At 74.1% G+C, this 15440-nt stretch carries 14 protein-coding genes; 4 read left to right on the forward strand and 10 right to left on the reverse strand.

From position 1 onward, the window contains the following. The first annotated feature begins 67 nt into the window (after nt 1-67). Nucleotides 68-2200 carry a protein-disulfide reductase DsbD family protein gene (locus RGE_RS01130; protein WP_014426465.1) on the forward strand — a complete coding sequence of 711 codons (2133 nt, stop codon included), beginning with the start codon at nt 68-70 and terminating at the stop codon, nt 2198-2200. Here RGE_RS01130 and RGE_RS01135 read toward each other — a convergent pair whose 3' ends face one another. Genes RGE_RS01135 through RGE_RS01155 form a run of 5 tightly spaced genes read right to left on the reverse strand, consistent with a single transcriptional unit; the run spans nt 2201 to nt 6726 of the window. Further along, complete coding sequence (locus RGE_RS01135) at nt 2201-3778, reverse strand: glycerol-3-phosphate dehydrogenase/oxidase (protein ID WP_014426466.1); 1578 nt, start codon at nt 3776-3778, stop codon at nt 2201-2203. It abuts the gene before it with no gap. Beyond that, entirely contained in the window at nt 3775-4653 is an 879-nt protein-coding gene (locus tag RGE_RS01140; RefSeq protein WP_014426467.1) for an SMP-30/gluconolactonase/LRE family protein, read from the reverse strand. Before RGE_RS01140 ends, RGE_RS01135 begins: the two co-directional genes overlap by 4 nt. A 3-nt stretch (nt 4654-4656) precedes the next feature. Further along, the gene (locus RGE_RS01145; protein WP_014426468.1) at nt 4657-5508 is read right to left on the reverse strand and encodes an aldose 1-epimerase; all 852 of its coding nucleotides are present in this window, start codon (nt 5506-5508) and stop codon (nt 4657-4659) included. Nucleotides 5509-5512: 4 nt separating this feature from the next. After that, nucleotides 5513-6028, reverse strand: coding sequence for a GNAT family N-acetyltransferase (locus RGE_RS01150; protein WP_014426469.1), 516 nt, complete (start codon nt 6026-6028; stop codon nt 5513-5515). Nucleotides 6029-6033: 5 nt separating this feature from the next. Then, nucleotides 6034-6726 (reverse strand): cytochrome b/b6 domain-containing protein, encoded by a 693-nt coding sequence (locus RGE_RS01155; protein ID WP_014426470.1) that lies wholly within the window; start codon nt 6724-6726, stop codon nt 6034-6036. Between the two features lie 190 nt (nt 6727-6916). Between RGE_RS01155 and RGE_RS01160 the strand changes: the two genes are divergently transcribed. Further along, nucleotides 6917-7372 (forward strand): c-type cytochrome, encoded by a 456-nt coding sequence (locus RGE_RS01160; RefSeq protein ID WP_014426471.1) that lies wholly within the window; start codon nt 6917-6919, stop codon nt 7370-7372. A gap of 77 nt (nt 7373-7449) precedes the next feature. Here the strand turns inward: RGE_RS01160 and RGE_RS01165 are convergent, their stop codons facing one another. Genes RGE_RS01165 through RGE_RS01180 form a run of 4 tightly spaced genes read right to left on the reverse strand, consistent with a single transcriptional unit; the run spans nt 7450 to nt 11153 of the window. Next, nucleotides 7450-8178, reverse strand: coding sequence for an alanyl-tRNA editing protein (locus RGE_RS01165; RefSeq protein ID WP_014426472.1), 729 nt, complete (start codon nt 8176-8178; stop codon nt 7450-7452). Between the two features lie 7 nt (nt 8179-8185). After that, entirely contained in the window at nt 8186-9019 is an 834-nt protein-coding gene (locus tag RGE_RS01170) for a PhzF family phenazine biosynthesis protein (RefSeq protein ID WP_014426473.1), read from the reverse strand. Further along, complete coding sequence (locus RGE_RS01175; RefSeq protein WP_014426474.1) at nt 9016-10185, reverse strand: aminotransferase-like domain-containing protein; 1170 nt, start codon at nt 10183-10185, stop codon at nt 9016-9018. The genes RGE_RS01170 and RGE_RS01175 overlap by 4 nt, the downstream gene beginning before the upstream one ends. Then, nucleotides 10182-11153, reverse strand: coding sequence for a DMT family transporter (locus RGE_RS01180; protein WP_014426475.1), 972 nt, complete (start codon nt 11151-11153; stop codon nt 10182-10184). Before RGE_RS01180 ends, RGE_RS01175 begins: the two co-directional genes overlap by 4 nt. Nucleotides 11154-11254: 101 nt before the next feature. On the opposite strand from RGE_RS01180, the gene RGE_RS01185 reads away from it, so the two are divergent. After that, entirely contained in the window at nt 11255-12661 is a 1407-nt protein-coding gene (locus RGE_RS01185; RefSeq protein ID WP_081528188.1) for an aminotransferase-like domain-containing protein, read from the forward strand. Nucleotides 12662-12737: 76 nt separating this feature from the next. Beyond that, nucleotides 12738-13481, forward strand: a complete 744-nt coding sequence (locus RGE_RS01190; RefSeq protein WP_014426477.1) for a hypothetical protein — start codon at nt 12738-12740, stop codon at nt 13479-13481. Nucleotides 13482-13491: 10 nt separating this feature from the next. Here RGE_RS01190 and RGE_RS01195 read toward each other — a convergent pair whose 3' ends face one another. Continuing rightward, nucleotides 13492-15405 carry an ATP-binding cassette domain-containing protein gene (locus RGE_RS01195; RefSeq protein WP_014426478.1) on the reverse strand — a complete coding sequence of 638 codons (1914 nt, stop codon included), beginning with the start codon at nt 15403-15405 and terminating at the stop codon, nt 13492-13494. Nucleotides 15406-15440: the final 35 nt, after the last annotated feature.

Here is a 15440-nt window from a genome sequence, read left to right on the forward strand (position 1 = left end):
CGGACAATCGGGGCCCTTCGGCGCCTCTCGCGCCCCTCGTGGCGACCTGTCTTCCGCCCCTGTCCCGATGCTGCTCCCGCGTCCGCTGCTGACCCTCGCCGCCCTCGTTGCCGCCCTCGCCGCGCCGTCCGTCATGGCGATTCCCGGCGCCGTCGTCACCACCCCCCAGGTGCGGGCCGAACTCGTCGCCCATGCGCCCGAAGGCCTGGGCCCCGGCCGGCCGATGGCGCTGGGCCTCCTGATCCGCCACCAGCCCGGCTGGCACACCTACTGGAAGAACCCGGGCGACTCGGGCCTGCCGACGACCTTCGCCTGGACGCTGCCCGAAGGCGCCAGCGCCGGCGACATCCGCTGGCCGACGCCGCGCCGGCTGCCGGTGGGCCCGCTGATGAACTTCGGCTACGACGGCACGCTGCTGCTGCCGGTGCCGCTGACCGTCGCCGAGGGCTTCAAGGGCGAGCGCCTCGACGTCACGCTGCACGCCGAGTGGCTGGTCTGCAAGGAGGTCTGCATCCCCGAGTCGGGCGACTTCGCGCTGTCGCTGCCGCGCGAGCAGGCCACGGCCGGACAGGCCGAGGCCTTTGCCGCCGCCGAGGCCGCGAAGCCGGTTCCGGCCACCGGCGCCCAGGCCCGAGCACGCATCGACGGCCAGGCTGTCGTCGTCGAGGTGAAGGGCCTGCCCGCCGACTGGCAGGGCGCCGCGCTCGACGTGCTGCCGGCCACCGCCGGCGCGCTGCGCAACGCCGCCGTGCCGCAGGCCTCGTGGTCGGGCGCGGTCTGGACGGCGCGGCTGGAGATCGACCCGCAGCACACCGAATCGCCCCCTGCGCTGGACCTGGTGCTGGTGCGCGATGGCGTGCCGGCCGGGCTGGAGATCAATGCGCCGGTGTCCGGCAGCTGGCCGGCGCCGGCCGACGCGGCGACGCCGGCCGAGCCTGCGGCCACGCCCGCCGCACCGCCGGCCGACACCTCGCTGGGCCTGGCGCTCGCGCTGGCCTTCGGCGGCGGCCTGCTGCTGAACCTGATGCCCTGCGTGTTCCCGGTGCTGTCGCTGAAGGTGCTGGGTTTCGCCGCGCACGCGCACGACCGCGCCAAGCTGCTGGCCGGCGGCCTGGCCTACACCGCGGGTGTCGTCGTCTCCTTCGTCGCGCTGGCCGGCCTGCTGCTGGCCTTGCGCGCCGGCGGCGAGCAGCTCGGCTGGGGCTTCCAGCTGCAGCAGCCGGGTGTCGTCGCGGCGCTGGCGGCGCTGTTCACGCTGATCGGCTTGAACCTGGCTGGCGTCTTCGAGTTCGGCTCGGTGCTGCCCTCGTCGTGGGCGGCGGCGCGCGCGCGCCATCCGCTGGTGGACTCGCTGCTGACCGGCGTGCTCGCGGTCGCGGTCGCCTCGCCGTGCACGGCGCCGTTCATGGGCGCGTCGCTGGGCGTCGCGGTGACGCTGCCGGCGCCGCAGGCGCTGACGATCTTCGCCGCGCTGGGCCTGGGCATGGCCGCGCCCTACCTGTTGGCCAGCGCCTGGCCGCGGCTGGCCGGCGCGCTGCCGCGCCCGGGCGTCTGGATGGCGCACTTCAAGGTCCTGATGGCCTTCCCGATGTTCGCCACCGTCGTCTGGCTGGTCTGGGTGCTGGGCCAGCAGGCGGGCATCGACGGCGCCGCGGCGCTGCTGGCCTTGCTGGTGGCGCTGGCCTTCGCCGCCTGGGCCTTCGGGTCGCGTTCGCTCGGCGTGCGCGCCCGCACCGGCTTCGGCCTGCTGTCGCTGGCGCTGTTCGGCGCGACGCTGGCCTGGGCGCTGCCGGCCTGGCGCGAGGCGCCGCCGGCGGCCACGGCGGCGGCGGCCGAGACCGGCTGGCAGCCCTGGAGCGCCGAGCGGGTCGCCCAGGCGCTGGCCGAAGGCAAGCCGGTGTTCGTCGACTTCACCGCCGCCTGGTGCGTGACCTGCCAGGTCAACAAGCGCACGACGCTGGCGCGCGAAGAGGTGCTGGCCGAGTTCCGCGCCCGCGGCGTCGTGCTGCTGCGCGCCGACTGGACGCGCCGCGACGCGGCGATCACCGCCGAGCTGGCCCGCCTGGGCCGCAGCGGCGTGCCGGTCTATGCGCTGTACGCGCCGGGCGGCGGCGCGCCGCGCGTGCTGAGCGAGATCCTCAGCCCGGCCGAGGTGCGCGCGATGCTGGCCGAGCTGCCGGCGGTCGCCGCGCCGGCCTGATCAGGGCAGCCGCGTGTAGCGTGCGGCCAGCGCCTCGAACGGCGCCGGGTCGAGCTCACGCTCCAGCTCGTCGCCGAGGATCGCCGCCACCGCGCCGGCCAGCCGGCCGGCCTCGGCGGCGTCCAGGAACAGCAGCCGCGAGCGCCGCGCCAGCACGTCCTCGACCGTGCGCGCCGCTTCGTGGCGGGCGGCGAAACGCACCATCGCCTCGCTGAGGCCGCCGTCGCCGTCGCGCCAGAGCCAGCGCTCCGCACCGGGCAGGGCGCGCAGCGTCGCGGCTTCGCTGCCGTAGAGATGTTCGCCCGGCGGCGCCGCCAGCGAGCGCCCCGGTGCCGCGCCGACGAGCTGCAGCCGCGCCGTCGCGCCGGCCGGCCGGCGCGGCAGCAGGCCCTGGGCCATGCAGCGGTCCAGCACGTCCTCGGCCATCGCGCGGTAAGTCGTCCACTTGCCGCCGGTGACGGTGACCAGGCCGCTGGCGGCGACCAGCACCGTGTGCTCGCGCGACAGCGCCTTGGTGTCGCCGGCCTCGCCGTCGTGGCGCACCAGCGGGCGCAGGCCGACCCAGACCGAGCGCACGTCTTCGCGCCGCGGCGCCTGCTGCAGGTAGCGCGCGCTCTCGCGCAGGATGAAGTCGACCTCGGCCGGGAAGGGCTGCGGTTCACGCGCCAGGTCCTCGCGCGGCGTGTCGGTCGTGCCGAGGATGGTCTTGCCCAGCCAGGGCACGGCGAAGAGCACCCGCCCGTCGGCGGTCTTGGGCACCAGCAGCGCGTGCGTGCCGGGCAGGAAACGGCGGTCGACGACCAGGTGCACGCCCTGGCTGGGCGCGACCAGCGGGGCACGCGCCGGGGCCTGGTCGTCGCGGTCCAGGTCGCGCAAGGTGTCGACCCAGACGCCGGCGGCGTTGACTACGCAGCGCGCCGACAGCGTCGCCTCGGCGCCGGTCTCGGCGTCGCGCACGACGACGCCGTGCACGCGGCCGTCGCGGCGCAGCAGCGCGGTGGCGGCGCAGTGGTTCAGCACGACCGCGCCGCGCGCGGCGGCGGTGCGCGCCAGCAGCACGGCGTAACGCGCGTCGTCGAATTGGCCGTCCCAGTACTTGACGCCGCCCCACAGCCCGCGCGGCTGCACGCCGGGCAGCAGCGCCTGCACCCGGGCGCTGCCCAGCCATTCGGTGGCGCCCAGGCCGCGCGCGCCGGCCAGCGCGTCGTAGAGCTTGAGCCCGGTGCCGTAGAAGCCGCGCTCCCACCAGTGGTAGCCCGGCATCACGAAAGGCAGCGGCTGGGCGACGTGCGGCGCGTTGGCCAGCATCGCCGCGCGTTCGTGCAGCGCCTCGCGCACCAGGTGCACGTTGCCTTGCGCCAGGTAGCGCACGCCGCCGTGCACGAGCTTGGTCGCGCGCGACGAGGTGCCCTGGGCGAAGTCGTGCGACTCGACGAGCGCGACCGAGAAGCCGCGTGCCGCGGCGTCCAGCGCCACGCCCAGCCCGGTGGCGCCGCCGCCGACGACGACCAGGTCCCAGTCGCGGCGCTCGGCGAGGCGCGCCCAGCGGCGCGCGCGGTCCTCGTTGGCGGGTTTCACGCGTGCACGAAATTCACCGGCAGGCCCGGCACGTCGACGTGCAGCACGAGCACGCGCCCGGCCAGCGGCTCGGCGTCGCCCTTGGGCACGGCGCTGGTGACGTACAGCGTGCGCAGGTCGGCGCCGCCGAAACACGGCATCGTCGGGCAGCGCACCGGCAGCGGCAGGTCGGCCAGCACCCGCCCGTCGGGCGCGAAACGCAGCAGCCGCGCGCCTTCGTACATCGCCACCCAGTAAGCCCCCTCGACGTCGACCGCGGCGCCGTCGGGCCGGCCGACGTAGCCGGCGAGCGAGCCGTCGGCGGGTTTCAACGGGAACTGGTGGAAGACCCGGCGCCGCGACAGCGAGCCATCGCTGGCGTCGAAGTCGAAGGCCTCGATGCGGTGGGCCTGGGTGTCGCACCAGTACATCGTCGTGCCGTCGGGGCTCCAGGCCAGGCCGTTGCTGGTGCTGGCGGTGTCGAGCTGCGGCTCCAGCGCGTCGTCGGCCCAGCGGTACAGCGCGGCGCGCGGCGGCAGCCGCGGCTCGCAGATCGTGCCGACCCAGAAGCGGCCCTGCGGGTCGGCCTTGCCGTCGTTGAAGCGCTGCGAGGCGCGGTCGTAGGGCGGCGGCGCCAGACGCTGCGTCGCGCCGGTGGCCAGGTCCAGCCGGAACAGGCCGTCACGGCGCGCCAGCATCAGGCCGCCGTCCAGGTGCGGCGCGATGCAGCCGACCTCCTCGGGCTGGTCCCAGCTCGTGTGCACGCCGTCGCGCGGCCGCCAGCGGTGCACGCGCCGCCCGGGGATGTCGCACCAGTACAGCGCGCCTTGCTCGGGCCACCAGAACGGCGATTCGCCGGTGCCGCAAGGCGCGACGGGCAGCGCGTCGACCTGCATCGTTCAGACCGCGGCGATGTCCAGTCGCATCCAGGCCTCGGTGCCGGCGCCCGGCGCGACGTCGACCAGGCCGTGGGCCAGCGGGTCGGCCATGTGCACCGCGTTGCTGACGTGGCTCACCGGCTCGACGCAGAAGTAGGGCTTGGTCGGCGGCGTGTAGACCACCAGGCGCGACACCGACGAGGTGAGGCGCAGCGACAGCTTCTCGTCGCGCAGGCGTGCCGGCCCGCTCCAGCCGTCGAAGCAGTGGTCGAAGCTGAGGTGGGCGACGTCGGCATCGATGCCCGGCTGCGGCACGGCGCGTGTCGGCAGGCCGCTGGCGTCGCTGTCCCAGCGCTGGGCGACTTCGGCGTGCAGCCGGCTGCGCGCGCGCTTGGGGAAGTACGGGTGCCAGCCCAGGCCGACCGGCTGCGGTTCGGCGCCGGTGTTGCGCAGCTCCAGCGAGAGCTTGAGCGCGTCGGGCTCGAGCACGAAACGCTGCCGCACTTCGAAGGCGGACGGCCAGTGCGAGTCGCCCGGGTGCACCAGCCCCAGCGTCGCGCTGGTGGCGTCGGCCTCCAGCACCTCCCAGCCGCGCTGCCAGGCGATGCCGTGCAGCGAATGCGGGCTGCCGGCTTCGTTGGGCGCGGTCGTGAAGTCCTGGCCGTGCCAGCGCAGGCGGCGGTAGCCCAGGCGGTTGGAGTAGGGCACCAGCGGGTAGCAGGCCGCCAGGCGCGAGCTGGCCAGTTCGGCCGGCTCGGTGCTGCGCATCACCGGCAGCTCGCCGAGCCAGAGGCCGGCGATCGAGCCGCCGAGGTCGGGGCGAAGGGCCAGGCGCAGATCGCCGGCACGGAGTTCGAGGGCACAGGGGGTCATCGGGTCACCAGCGTGTCAGACCGTCGGCCAGGTCGGCGCGCAGGTAGTGCGCCCCCGGAATCGGGTTGTAGTAGTAGGGCGGGATCTCCTCGAAGCCGAGCGACTCGTAGAGGCCGCGTGCGGCCTCCATGTCGTCCAGCGTGTCGAGCAGCATGTTGGAGTAGCCGTCCTGCACCGCACGTTCGAGCAACGCCTGGGCGACGATGCGGCCGATGCCGAAACCGCGGAAGGCGCGCCGCACGTACAGGCGCTTCATCTCGCAGGCGTTGGTGTAGTCGACGTCGGCCAGCGCGCGGAACGCGCCGCAGCCGGCCACCTGGCCGTCGACCAGCGCCAGCAGCAGCGCGCCGGCCGGCTCGGCGTAGTCGCCGGGCAACTGGGCCAGTTCGGCCTCGAAGTTCTGGAAGCACAGGTCGATGCCCAGGCCTTCGGCGTATTCGCGCAGGATGGCGCGCGTGGCGTCCAGCAGCGCCTCGTCGCCGTGGGCGAGGTCGACGAGCTGGATGTCGGGTGGCTGCACGGCGATCAGCTCAGCGCGCCGAGCGAGACCACCCAGCTGACCAGCGCCCAGGCCGCGGCGCCGAGCACCAGCGCCAGCAGGCGCTGCGACCAGCCGTCGGCGCTGGCCGGCGTGCCGGCGGGCAGCGGCTTGTCGCCGGTGAGCATCGGCAGCACGAGGTTGTGGCCACGAAGGCGGTGGAACACGATCGACGCGATGTGCAGGGACACGAGGGCGATGATGATCCACTGCCCCGGGCCTTTGTGCCAGGAGGTCGCGGCCGACGCGGTCTCGCTCTCGACGAAACGCCACAGCGGGCCGGTGTTGGCGATCTCGTCGTCGGCGACGAGGCCGGTGGCGACCTGGATCGAGACGATGCCCAGCAGCGCGAAGACCGAGAAGCTGCCCAGCGGGTTGTGGCCGACCTCGATCAGCTCGTCGGGCCGCGTGCGGCCCTTCAGGTAGCGAAGGATCGTGCCGGGCGCGTAGATGAAGTTCACGAAGCGCGACCAGCGGCCGCCGACCAGGCCCCAGACGAGGCGGAAGGCGACGAGCCCGAACGCGACGTAGCCGGCCTTGAAGTGCCACTCCATCGCGTTGCCGCCGATCTTGCCGCTGACGAAGCAGACGACGATGGCGGCGGCCAGCGTCCAGTGGAACAGACGGGTCGGCAGGTCCCAGATGCGGGTCGGGCGGGGCGTGAGAGCGGTCTCGGCCATGGGGTGCAGCAGGCTCCTCGGGCAGCAATGGGAGGCTCAACCATAACCCCATCCGGGGCCGGCGCCGGCCAATGTCGGCGATCCGCGGCGTGTTTGTCCAAACCCGGGGCGGTATCGGTTCGTGGGGCTTTAGACTCGCCGCGCCGGGCGCTGCGCCCGCGCCCCTGCATAACCTACAACGGAGTGCCGCATGAAAAAGATGTTGCTCGTGGCCGCCGGCCTGGCTGGCCTGGCCACCGCGCTGCCTGCCGCCGCCCAGTTCCAGAAGCCTGGTGACGCGATCGAATACCGCCAAAGCGCGTTCACGCTGATCGCCACCCACTTCGGCCGGGTCGCCGCGATGGCGCAAGGCAAGGCGCCGTTCGACGCCAAGGTCGCCGCCGAAAACATCGCGCTGGTCTCGACCCTGTCCAAGCTGCCGCTGACGGCCTTCGGCCCGGGCACCGACAAGGGCCACAAGACCGAAGCCAAGCCGGCCGTCTGGAGCGACGCCGCCGGCTTCAAGGCCGCCGCCGACAAGTACGTCGCCGCGGTCGAGAAGCTCGACGCCGCCGGCAAGACCGGTGATTTCGCCCAGATCAAGGCCGCCGTCGGCGAGACCGGCGGCTCCTGCAAGGGCTGCCACGACAAGTTCCGCGAGAAGTGATCGCCGCGGCGCTGCGGCGCCGCTGAAGACACGCCCATCGGCGAAGCGAGGCTCCGGCCCGCTTCGCCGATGTCGCTTCAGCCTCCAGCAAAGCCGAGCACGACGCGCCGGGTCCGTGCGGACTTCTTCTCGATCTTGGTGACGACGACGGCGCCGATCTCGGCCGTGTTGCCGACGTGCGTGCCGCCGCAGGGCTGCAGGTCCACGCCTTCGATCTCGACCAGGCGCACGCGGCCCTGGCCGCGCGGCGGTTGCACGCTCATGCTGCGCACGAGCTGCGGGTTGGCGTCGAGCTCGTCTTCGGAGATCCAGCGCGTGCGCACGGGCCGCGCTTCGGCGACCAGGCGCGCCAGGCCCGCGTTCAGCGCGTCCTTGTCCAGCGGCTCGGTCATGTGGAAGTCCAGCCGCGCGTAGCCGGCGGTGATCGAGCAGCCGTCCACCGGCTGCGGCACCAGCGCGCACAGCAGGTGCGTCGCGCTGTGGAAACGCCGGTGCGCCTGGCGGCGGGCGACATCGATCGCCGCGCGAACGGCGGTGCCGGGCGCCAGCCACGACAGGTCGGCGCCTTCGGCCGGGCGATGCACGACGACGCCCGGGTGCTCGGGGTGCTTGCGTGTGTCGGCGATGGCCACGCGGCGGCCGTCGGCGCTGAGCAGCTCGCCGGCGTCGCCGGCCTGGCCGCCGCCCTGCGGATAGAACACCGTGCGGTCGAGCACGATGCCGCCGTCGGGCTCGACGACCAGCACCGTCGCGTCGCATTCGGCCAGCGTCGCGTCGTCGCGGAACAGTTCTTCGGTGGCTTGCATCGCGGTCTCAGAGCGTGACGCTGCCGGCGATGCAGGGTGCGACCTCCCCGCCGATCCAGACCGTGTCCCCGTCGGATTCGACGTGCACGCGCCCGGCGCGGCCCAGCGCCGTGCCCTGCGCGGCGACATAACGCCCGGGCAGCACGCCGGCGCCGATCAGCCACAGCGCCAGGCCGGCGTTGAGGCTGCCGGTCACCGGATCCTCGTCGACACCGACGCCGGGCACGAAGGCGCGCACCTCGGCGGCGGTCTCGCCGTCGTCGACGACGGCGACGACGCCCAGCTTCAGCCGGCCCATCGCCACCATGTCGGGCTTCAGCGCCAGCACCTGGGCGCGTGTGCGCAGCCGGATCGCCAGCCATTCGGGGCCGTTGACGACCCACTGGTGGTCGACGACGTCCTCGGCCGCCACGCCCAGCGCGCGCACCGCCTGGGCCAGCGTGGCCGCGTCGGCCGGGCCGCTGCGCAGCAGCGGCGGCGCCGCGAAGGCCAGCCGGCCGTCGGCCTGGCGCAGGCGCACGAGGCCGATGCCGCATTGCTGGACGACGACGCCGGCTTCACGCGGCGTGCCGCCCGCCTGCAGCCAGGCCCAGGCGCTGCCCAGCGTCGGGTGGCCGGCGAACGGCAGCTCGCCGCCGGGCGTGAAGATGCGCACCCGGTAGTCGGCGCCGGCCTCGGTGGGCGGCAGCAGGAAGGTCGTTTCCGACAGATTGGTCCAGCGCGCGAACGCGGCCATCTGCGTGTCGTCCAGCCCCTCGGCGTCGTGCACGACGGCCAGCGGGTTGCCCTTGGTCGCTTCGGCGGCGAAGACGTCGACCTGGTGGAAGCGGCGTACGGTCATGCCGAGGCCTCTTTCAGCACCTGGCCGAGCAGCGCGATGCCGCGCTCGATCTGCTGGGGCGACACGGTGACGAAACTCAGCCGCAGCGTGTTGGCGTGGCCGCCGCCGGCGAAGAAGGGCGCGCCCGGCACGTAGGCGACGCCGGCGGCCACCGCGGCCGGCAGCAGCGCCGTCGCGTCCAGGCCGGCCGGCAGTTCGATCCAGAAGAACATGCCGCCCGAGGGCACCTGCCAGCGGCAGCCGGCGGGCAGGTGCGTTTCCAGCGCGGCGCGCATCGCGTCGCGGTGCGCGGCGTAACGCGCGCGGATCGTCGGCACGTGCTGCTCGAGGAAGCCGTCCTTCACGACCTCGTAGACGATGCGCTGGTTGAAGCCCGGCGTGTGCAGGTCGGCGGCCTGCTTGGCCTGCAGCAGCTTGGGGAAGAGCGCGCGCGGCGCCAGCATCCAGCCCAGCCGCAGCCCTGGCGCCAGCACCTTGGAGAACGAGCCCAGGTAGACGGCGTTGTCGCCGGCGTGCGCCGACACCGGGGCCGGCGGCGGCTGGTCGTACCAGAGGTCGCCGTAGGGGTTGTCCTCGACGATCGGCAGGCCGGCGGCGGCAGCAGCGGCGGCCAGCGCGCGGCGGCGTTCGTCGCTCAGGCAGCGCCCGCTCGGGTTCTGGAAGTTCGGCAGCAGGTAAATGAAACGTGCGCCGGCGACGGCGGCCAGGCCCTCGGGACGCGGGCCTTCGTCGTCGCCGTCGACGGCGACGAACTCGGGTTCGTAGGCGTTGAAGGCCTGCAGCGCCCCCAGGTAGGTGGGCGACTCGACAGCGACGCGGCTGCCCGGGTCGATCATCACCTTGCCGACCAGATCCAGCCCCTGCTGCGAGCCGGTGGTGACGAGGATGCGTGCCGGGTCGGCGTCCAGGCCCTTGGCCGCCAGGCGCGCGGCGATCCATTCGCGCAGCGGGGCGTAGCCTTCGCTGGCGGCGTACTGCAGCGCCTCGCGGCCGCTGTCGCGGTAGACGCGGGCGGTGGCCTCGGCCATCGCCCCGACCGGGAAACCGTCGGCCGCCGGCAGGCCGCCGGCCAGCGAGACGATGCCCGGCTTCTCGGTCAGCTTGAGGATCTCGCGGATCGTCGAAGGATTCAGCCGCTCGGCGCGGCGGGCCATCTGCCAGCTCATCGGGTCATCGCTCCAGGTTCGGGATCGGGTTCGGCCGGCCGCCAGGCCGGGGACGGCGCGCGGGGCGCTGCCGCGGGTGCCGCCGAGAAGCGGCGCCCCAGCGCCACCAGGCCCACCGCCGCGGCGGCGAAGCCGACGGTGGCCGCATCCAGGGTCTCGCCCAGCAGCGGCACGGCGGCCAGCAGGGCGACGAAAGGCTGCAGCAGCTGCACCTGGCTGACGCGCATCACGCCGCCCAGCGCCAGGCCACGGTACCACGCGAAAAAGCCCAGCCACATCGAGAACAGCGAGACGTAGCCCAGCGCCGCCCAGGCGCCGGCGCGCACCGGCGTCGGCGGCCATTGCAGCAGCGCCGCGGGCAGCGTCAGCGGCAGCATGAACAGCAGCGCCCAGCAGACGGTCTGTGCCGGCGGGATCTCCAGCGACACGCGGGCGCCGGCGACGTAGCTCGCCGCGGCGCTGAACAAGGCCAGCAGCAGCAGACCGTCGGCGGCCTGCAGGCGGCCGTGGCCGCTCCAGGCGGCAAACCCGAGCACCAGCGCACAGCCGGCCACGGCGCAGGCCCATAAGCCGGCCGACGCCCGCTGGCGCAGCGTGATCGCGGCGACGACGGCGGTGGCCAGCGGCAGCACGCCGCTGATGACGGCGGCGTGCATCGCGTCGACCTGGCGCAGCGCCAGCGCGCTGAACAGCGGGAAACCGACCACCGAGCCGGCGGCGCAGGCCGCCAGTGCCGGCCACAAGCCGCGCCGCGGCGGCCGGGCGCGCACGGCCAGCAGGTAGGCGGCGCTGCACAGCCCGGCGATCGCGGCGCGCGCCGCGGTGACGAAACCCGGCGGCAGCTGCGGGTCGGACGCATCGCCGACCGCCAGCCGCGTCACCGGCAGCGTGAGCCCGAAGACCAGCACCGCGAGCGCCCCCAGCCACAGGCCGCGGCGGGCGTCTCGGGCGTGCGGGGTCATCGGCATCGCTTCAGTCTAGGGGCGACAAGCAGCACAGTACCAGTACACTTTGCCGATACACAACCAACATCTGTATTGGTGTCGCCGCCAATACAGTGGCCGCGACGATGGACGAGAGCCCCGTGCTGGCGCGTGCTGCCGGCGAGACGCTGGCCGAGCAGCTGGCCGCCCGCTTCACCGAGCGCATCACCCAGCGCCTGCTGGCGCCGGGCGCACGCCTGCCTTCGGTGCGCGACTGCGCGCGCCGGCATCGCGTCAGCGCCAGCACCGTCGTCGGCGCCTACGAGCGGCTGCAGGCGCGGGGTCTGGTCGAGGCCCGGCCGCAGCGCGGTTTCTTCGTGCGCGAGACGCAGCCGGCGCGCGCGCTGCCGGCCTCGCGCGCCGCGGCGCCGATGCCGCTGCCGGTGGACGCGACGGCGCTGATCCGCAGCATGTTCCAGGCGCAGTCGGGCCGCCCGGCGCCTGGCATGGGCACGCTGCCGCAGGAATGGCTGGACGGCGAACTGCTGCAGCGCGCGCTGCGCCGCCTGGGCAGCGGCGACGCCGGCGCCTGGCTGCGCTACGGCGAGCCGGCCGGCGATGCCGCGCTGCGCGAGGCGCTGGCGCAGCGCCTGGCCGACCTGGGCATCGCTGCGTCGCCGGCGCAGATCATGACCTCCATCGGCGCGACGCACGGGCTGGACATCGTCTCGCGCACGCTGCTGCGCCCGGGCGACGCGGTGCTGGTCGACGAGCCCGGCTGGTCGGTCGAGTTCGCGCGCCTGACGGCCGCCGGCATGCGCCTGCTGCCGGTGCCGCGCGGCGCCGACGGGCCCGATCTGGCGGCGATGGAGGCGCTGGCGCGCGAGCACCGCCCGCGGCTGTACGTCACCGTCTCGGTGCTGCACAACCCGACCGGCAGCTCGCTGACCGCCGCCGCCGCGCACCAGGTGCTGCGCCTGGCCGAGGCCCACGACTTCGTCGTCGTCGAGGACGACACCTACGCCTGGCTGGCGCCGGCGCATGCGCCGCGGCTGGCCCAGCTCGACGGCCTGCGGCGCACGGTCTACGTCTCGGGTTTCTCGAAGATCCTGACGCCGCAGTGGCGCGTCGGCTTCGTCGCCGCGGCGCCGGCGCTGGTCGAACGTTTCATCGACACCAAGCTGCTCGGCTCGCTGGGCACGCCCGGGCCGCTGGAACACGCGCTGGCCTGGTGCCTGTCGCAAGGGCTGCTGCGCCGCCACGCCGAGCGCATCGTCGCCCGGCTCGACGGCGCGCGCGCCCGCGTCGTTCGCCTGGCCGAAGACGCCGGCTGCCGTTTCGTCACGCCGCCGCAAGGGCTTTTCGGCTGGATCGACGTCGGTGCCGACACCGAGCGTTTGGCGCAGAATTTGCTCGATGAAGGCTGGCTGACCGCACCGGGCCTGTTGTTCCACCCGACGCGGCGGCCGACGACGCTGATGCGGGTGAATTTCGCGACCTCGTCGGAGCCGGGTTTCTGGCGGCGTCTGCGGGAACTGGCGGACGCTGCTTGAACGGCGCATTTCCTCTTGTCACCGCGCATCCTTACCATCGGTCCCACGGCTTCCGAGTGAGGCGGGAATGAGCGGTATGTTCGAGTCCACGCTGCCGGCCGGGGTGCCCGACCTGTTGAGCGTCAGCGCGTTCCGGCGCTACCTGGACGAGATCTCGCGCGGCCCCGATGTCGATGCCGGCGCGAGCCGGCTGTCGGGCCTGAACCCGTCGCTGCTGCAGGACCTGCTGCGTTTCGACGGCCGCAGCGCCGAGGGCGAGGGCCTGGAGGTGCTGGAGGTGCTGGCCGCCTGCGTGCGCCACGGGCGCGCCTTGCTGGTGCATCTGCAGGACGGCCAGCGGGTCGTGCCGCTGACGGTGTTCCCGGCCCAGCGCCTGGTGCACACGCCGGTGCCGCCGGCCGAGCTGCTGGCCGGCGACCCGACCGTGCTGCGCGTGCTGCACGTCGAGCCGGCGCTGCTGCGCCCGCCCGGCCACCCCGACCGCACGCTGGTCGGCGAACGCGAATGCCACGCGCCGCTGGGCCCGCTGCTGTGGGAGCTGGCGCTGCGCGGCGCGCGCGAAGACCTGCTGCCCGAGATCGCCGGCCCTGCCGCCTACCGCCTGGCGCCGGGCGTGGATCTGTCGGCGCTGAAGATGGCCGGCACCCAGGCCGCGGCGGTGCACCGGCTGCGGCGCACGACGAGCTCGCTGCGCGAGATCGCCGAATGGCCGGGTTTCGACCGCGGCCGCGCGATGCGGCTGCTCAACGGGCTGTACCTGCAGGCCGGGCTGATCGTCTCGCGCAGCCACCCGGCCGCCGGTTCCGACGGCTGGTTCTGAAGGGCTGCGCTCAGCCGCCGACCGAGGCCAGCTTCTCCCAGCGCTCCAGCGCTTCCATCAGCTCGGTCTCGATCGCCTCGTGACGCGCCTGCAGCCCGGCGACGGCCTGCGGCTCGTTCACGTAGAGCTCGCTGCTGGCCAGGCGCTCGGCGATCTGCTTCTGCTCGGTCTCCAGCGCCTCGATGCGGCCCGGCAGCGCCTCCAGCTCGCGCTGTTCCTTGTAGCTGAGCTTGGCGCGCACCGTCGCCGGCCGCGGCGTGGGGGCGACGGGCGCGGCCGGCGGCGGCGGGGCCGCGGCTTCGGCGGCGGCGCGCGAGCGTGCGCGCTGGATCTTCCAGTCCTCGTAGCCGCCTTCGTACTCGCGCCACAGCCCGGGGCGGCCGCCCCAGTCCGGGTCGCCTTCCCAGGCGATGGTGCTGGTGACGACGTCGTCGAGGAAACGCCGGTCGTGGCTGACCAGGAAGACGGTGCCGGCGTAGCCCTGCAGCAGCTCCTCCAGCAGGTCCAGCGTGTCGATGTCCAGGTCGTTGGTCGGCTCGTCGAGCACCAGCACGTTGGCCGGCAGCGCGAACAGCCGTGCCAGCAGCAGGCGGTTGCGCTCGCCGCCGGAGAGCGTGCGCACCGGCGAGTTGGCGCGTTCCGGCGAGAACAGGAAGTCGCCGAGATAGCTCTTGACGTGCTTGCGCGTGCCGCCGACCTCGACCCACTCGCTGCCCGGGCTGATCGTGTCGGCCAGCGTGGCGTCCAGGTCGAGCCCGGCGCGCATCTGGTCGAAGTAGGCGACCTGCAGGTTGGTGCCGCGGCGCACGCTGCCGCCCGTCGGTTCGAGCTGGCCGAGGATCAGCTTGAGCAGCGTCGTCTTGCCGACGCCGTTGGGGCCGATCAGGCCGACCTTGTCGCCGCGCAGGATGGTCGCGGTGAAACGCTCGATCAGCGTGCGCTCGCCGTAGCGCATCGTCACGTCCTGCAGCTCGGCGACGATCTTGCCCGGCGGCAGGCCGGCGTCGAGCTCCAGCCGCACCTGGCCCAGCACCTCGCGGCGCGCGCGGCGCAGCTCGCGCAGCTTCACCAGGCGCGCGACGCGGCCGACGCTGCGCGTGCGCCGGGCCTCGACGCCCTTGCGGATCCACACCTCTTCCTGCGCCAGCAGCTTGTCGGCGCGCGCGGCAGCCTGCGCCTCGGCTTCGAGCTCACGCTGCTTGGCGGCCTCGAAGGCGGCGAAGTTGCCCGGGTAGCTGCGCAGCTGGCCGCGGTCGAGCTCGACGATGCGCGTGGCCACCGCGTCGATGAAGGCGCGGTCGTGCGAGACGAAGACGATCGCGCCGCGTGCCCCGGCGGCCGAGCCGCGCCAGCCGGTCAGCAGGTCCTGCAGCCACTCGATGGCGTCGATGTCGAGGTGGTTGGTCGGTTCGTCGAGCAGCAGCACGTCGGGCGCGGCGACCAGCGCGCGCGCCAGCGCGACACGCTTCTTCATGCCGCCGGACAGCGCGTCGACGCGGGCCTCGGGCGCCAGCTGCAGGCGCTGCAGCGCCTCGTCGACACGCTGCTCCCAGGTCCAGCCGTCCAGCGCCTCGATGCGCGACTGCAAGGCGTCGAGGTCTTCGCCTGCCGCGTGGGCCTCGAAGCGCGCGCGCAGCGCGCGTGCCTCGGCCACGCCTTCGGCGACCGCGTCGAAGACCGTGCTGCCGGCCTCGAAGACCGGCTCCTGGGCGACGTAGACGCGGCGCACGCCGGTCTGCAGCTGCAGCGTGCCGTCGTCGGCCTTCTCCAGGCCGGCGAGGATCTTCAGCAGCGAGGACTTGCCGGCGCCGTTGCGCCCGATCAGCGCCAGGCGTTCGCCGGCTTCCAGGGCGAGGGCGGCGCCGTCGAGCAGCGGAACGTGGCCGTACGCGAGGTGGGCGTCGGCGAGGGTGATCAGAGCCATCCTGCGATTGTCGCCGCCAGGCTGCAGCCGCCGCG

The organism is Rubrivivax gelatinosus IL144, from assembly GCF_000284255.1.
GTDB lineage: Bacteria > Pseudomonadota > Gammaproteobacteria > Burkholderiales > Burkholderiaceae_C > Rubrivivax > Rubrivivax gelatinosus_A.

Coding starts and splice junctions, on each gene's coding strand:
- RGE_RS01130 (WP_014426465.1), top strand. CDS start 68: ATGCTGCTCCCGCGTCCGCTGCTGACCCTCGCCGCCCTCGTTGCCGCC.
- RGE_RS01140 (WP_014426467.1), bottom strand. CDS start 4,653: ATGCAGGTCGACGCGCTGCCCGTCGCGCCTTGCGGCACCGGCGAATCG.
- RGE_RS01145 (WP_014426468.1), bottom strand. CDS start 5,508: ATGACCCCCTGTGCCCTCGAACTCCGTGCCGGCGATCTGCGCCTGGCC.
- RGE_RS01155 (WP_014426470.1), bottom strand. CDS start 6,726: ATGGCCGAGACCGCTCTCACGCCCCGCCCGACCCGCATCTGGGACCTG.
- RGE_RS01160 (WP_014426471.1), top strand. CDS start 6,917: ATGAAAAAGATGTTGCTCGTGGCCGCCGGCCTGGCTGGCCTGGCCACC.
- RGE_RS01165 (WP_014426472.1), bottom strand. CDS start 8,178: ATGCAAGCCACCGAAGAACTGTTCCGCGACGACGCGACGCTGGCCGAA.
- RGE_RS01170 (WP_014426473.1), bottom strand. CDS start 9,019: ATGACCGTACGCCGCTTCCACCAGGTCGACGTCTTCGCCGCCGAAGCG.
- RGE_RS01175 (WP_014426474.1), bottom strand. CDS start 10,185: ATGAGCTGGCAGATGGCCCGCCGCGCCGAGCGGCTGAATCCTTCGACG.
- RGE_RS01180 (WP_014426475.1), bottom strand. CDS start 11,153: ATGCCGATGACCCCGCACGCCCGAGACGCCCGCCGCGGCCTGTGGCTG.
- RGE_RS01185 (WP_081528188.1), top strand. CDS start 11,255: ATGGACGAGAGCCCCGTGCTGGCGCGTGCTGCCGGCGAGACGCTGGCC.
- RGE_RS01190 (WP_014426477.1), top strand. CDS start 12,738: ATGTTCGAGTCCACGCTGCCGGCCGGGGTGCCCGACCTGTTGAGCGTC.
- RGE_RS01195 (WP_014426478.1), bottom strand. CDS start 15,405: ATGGCTCTGATCACCCTCGCCGACGCCCACCTCGCGTACGGCCACGTT.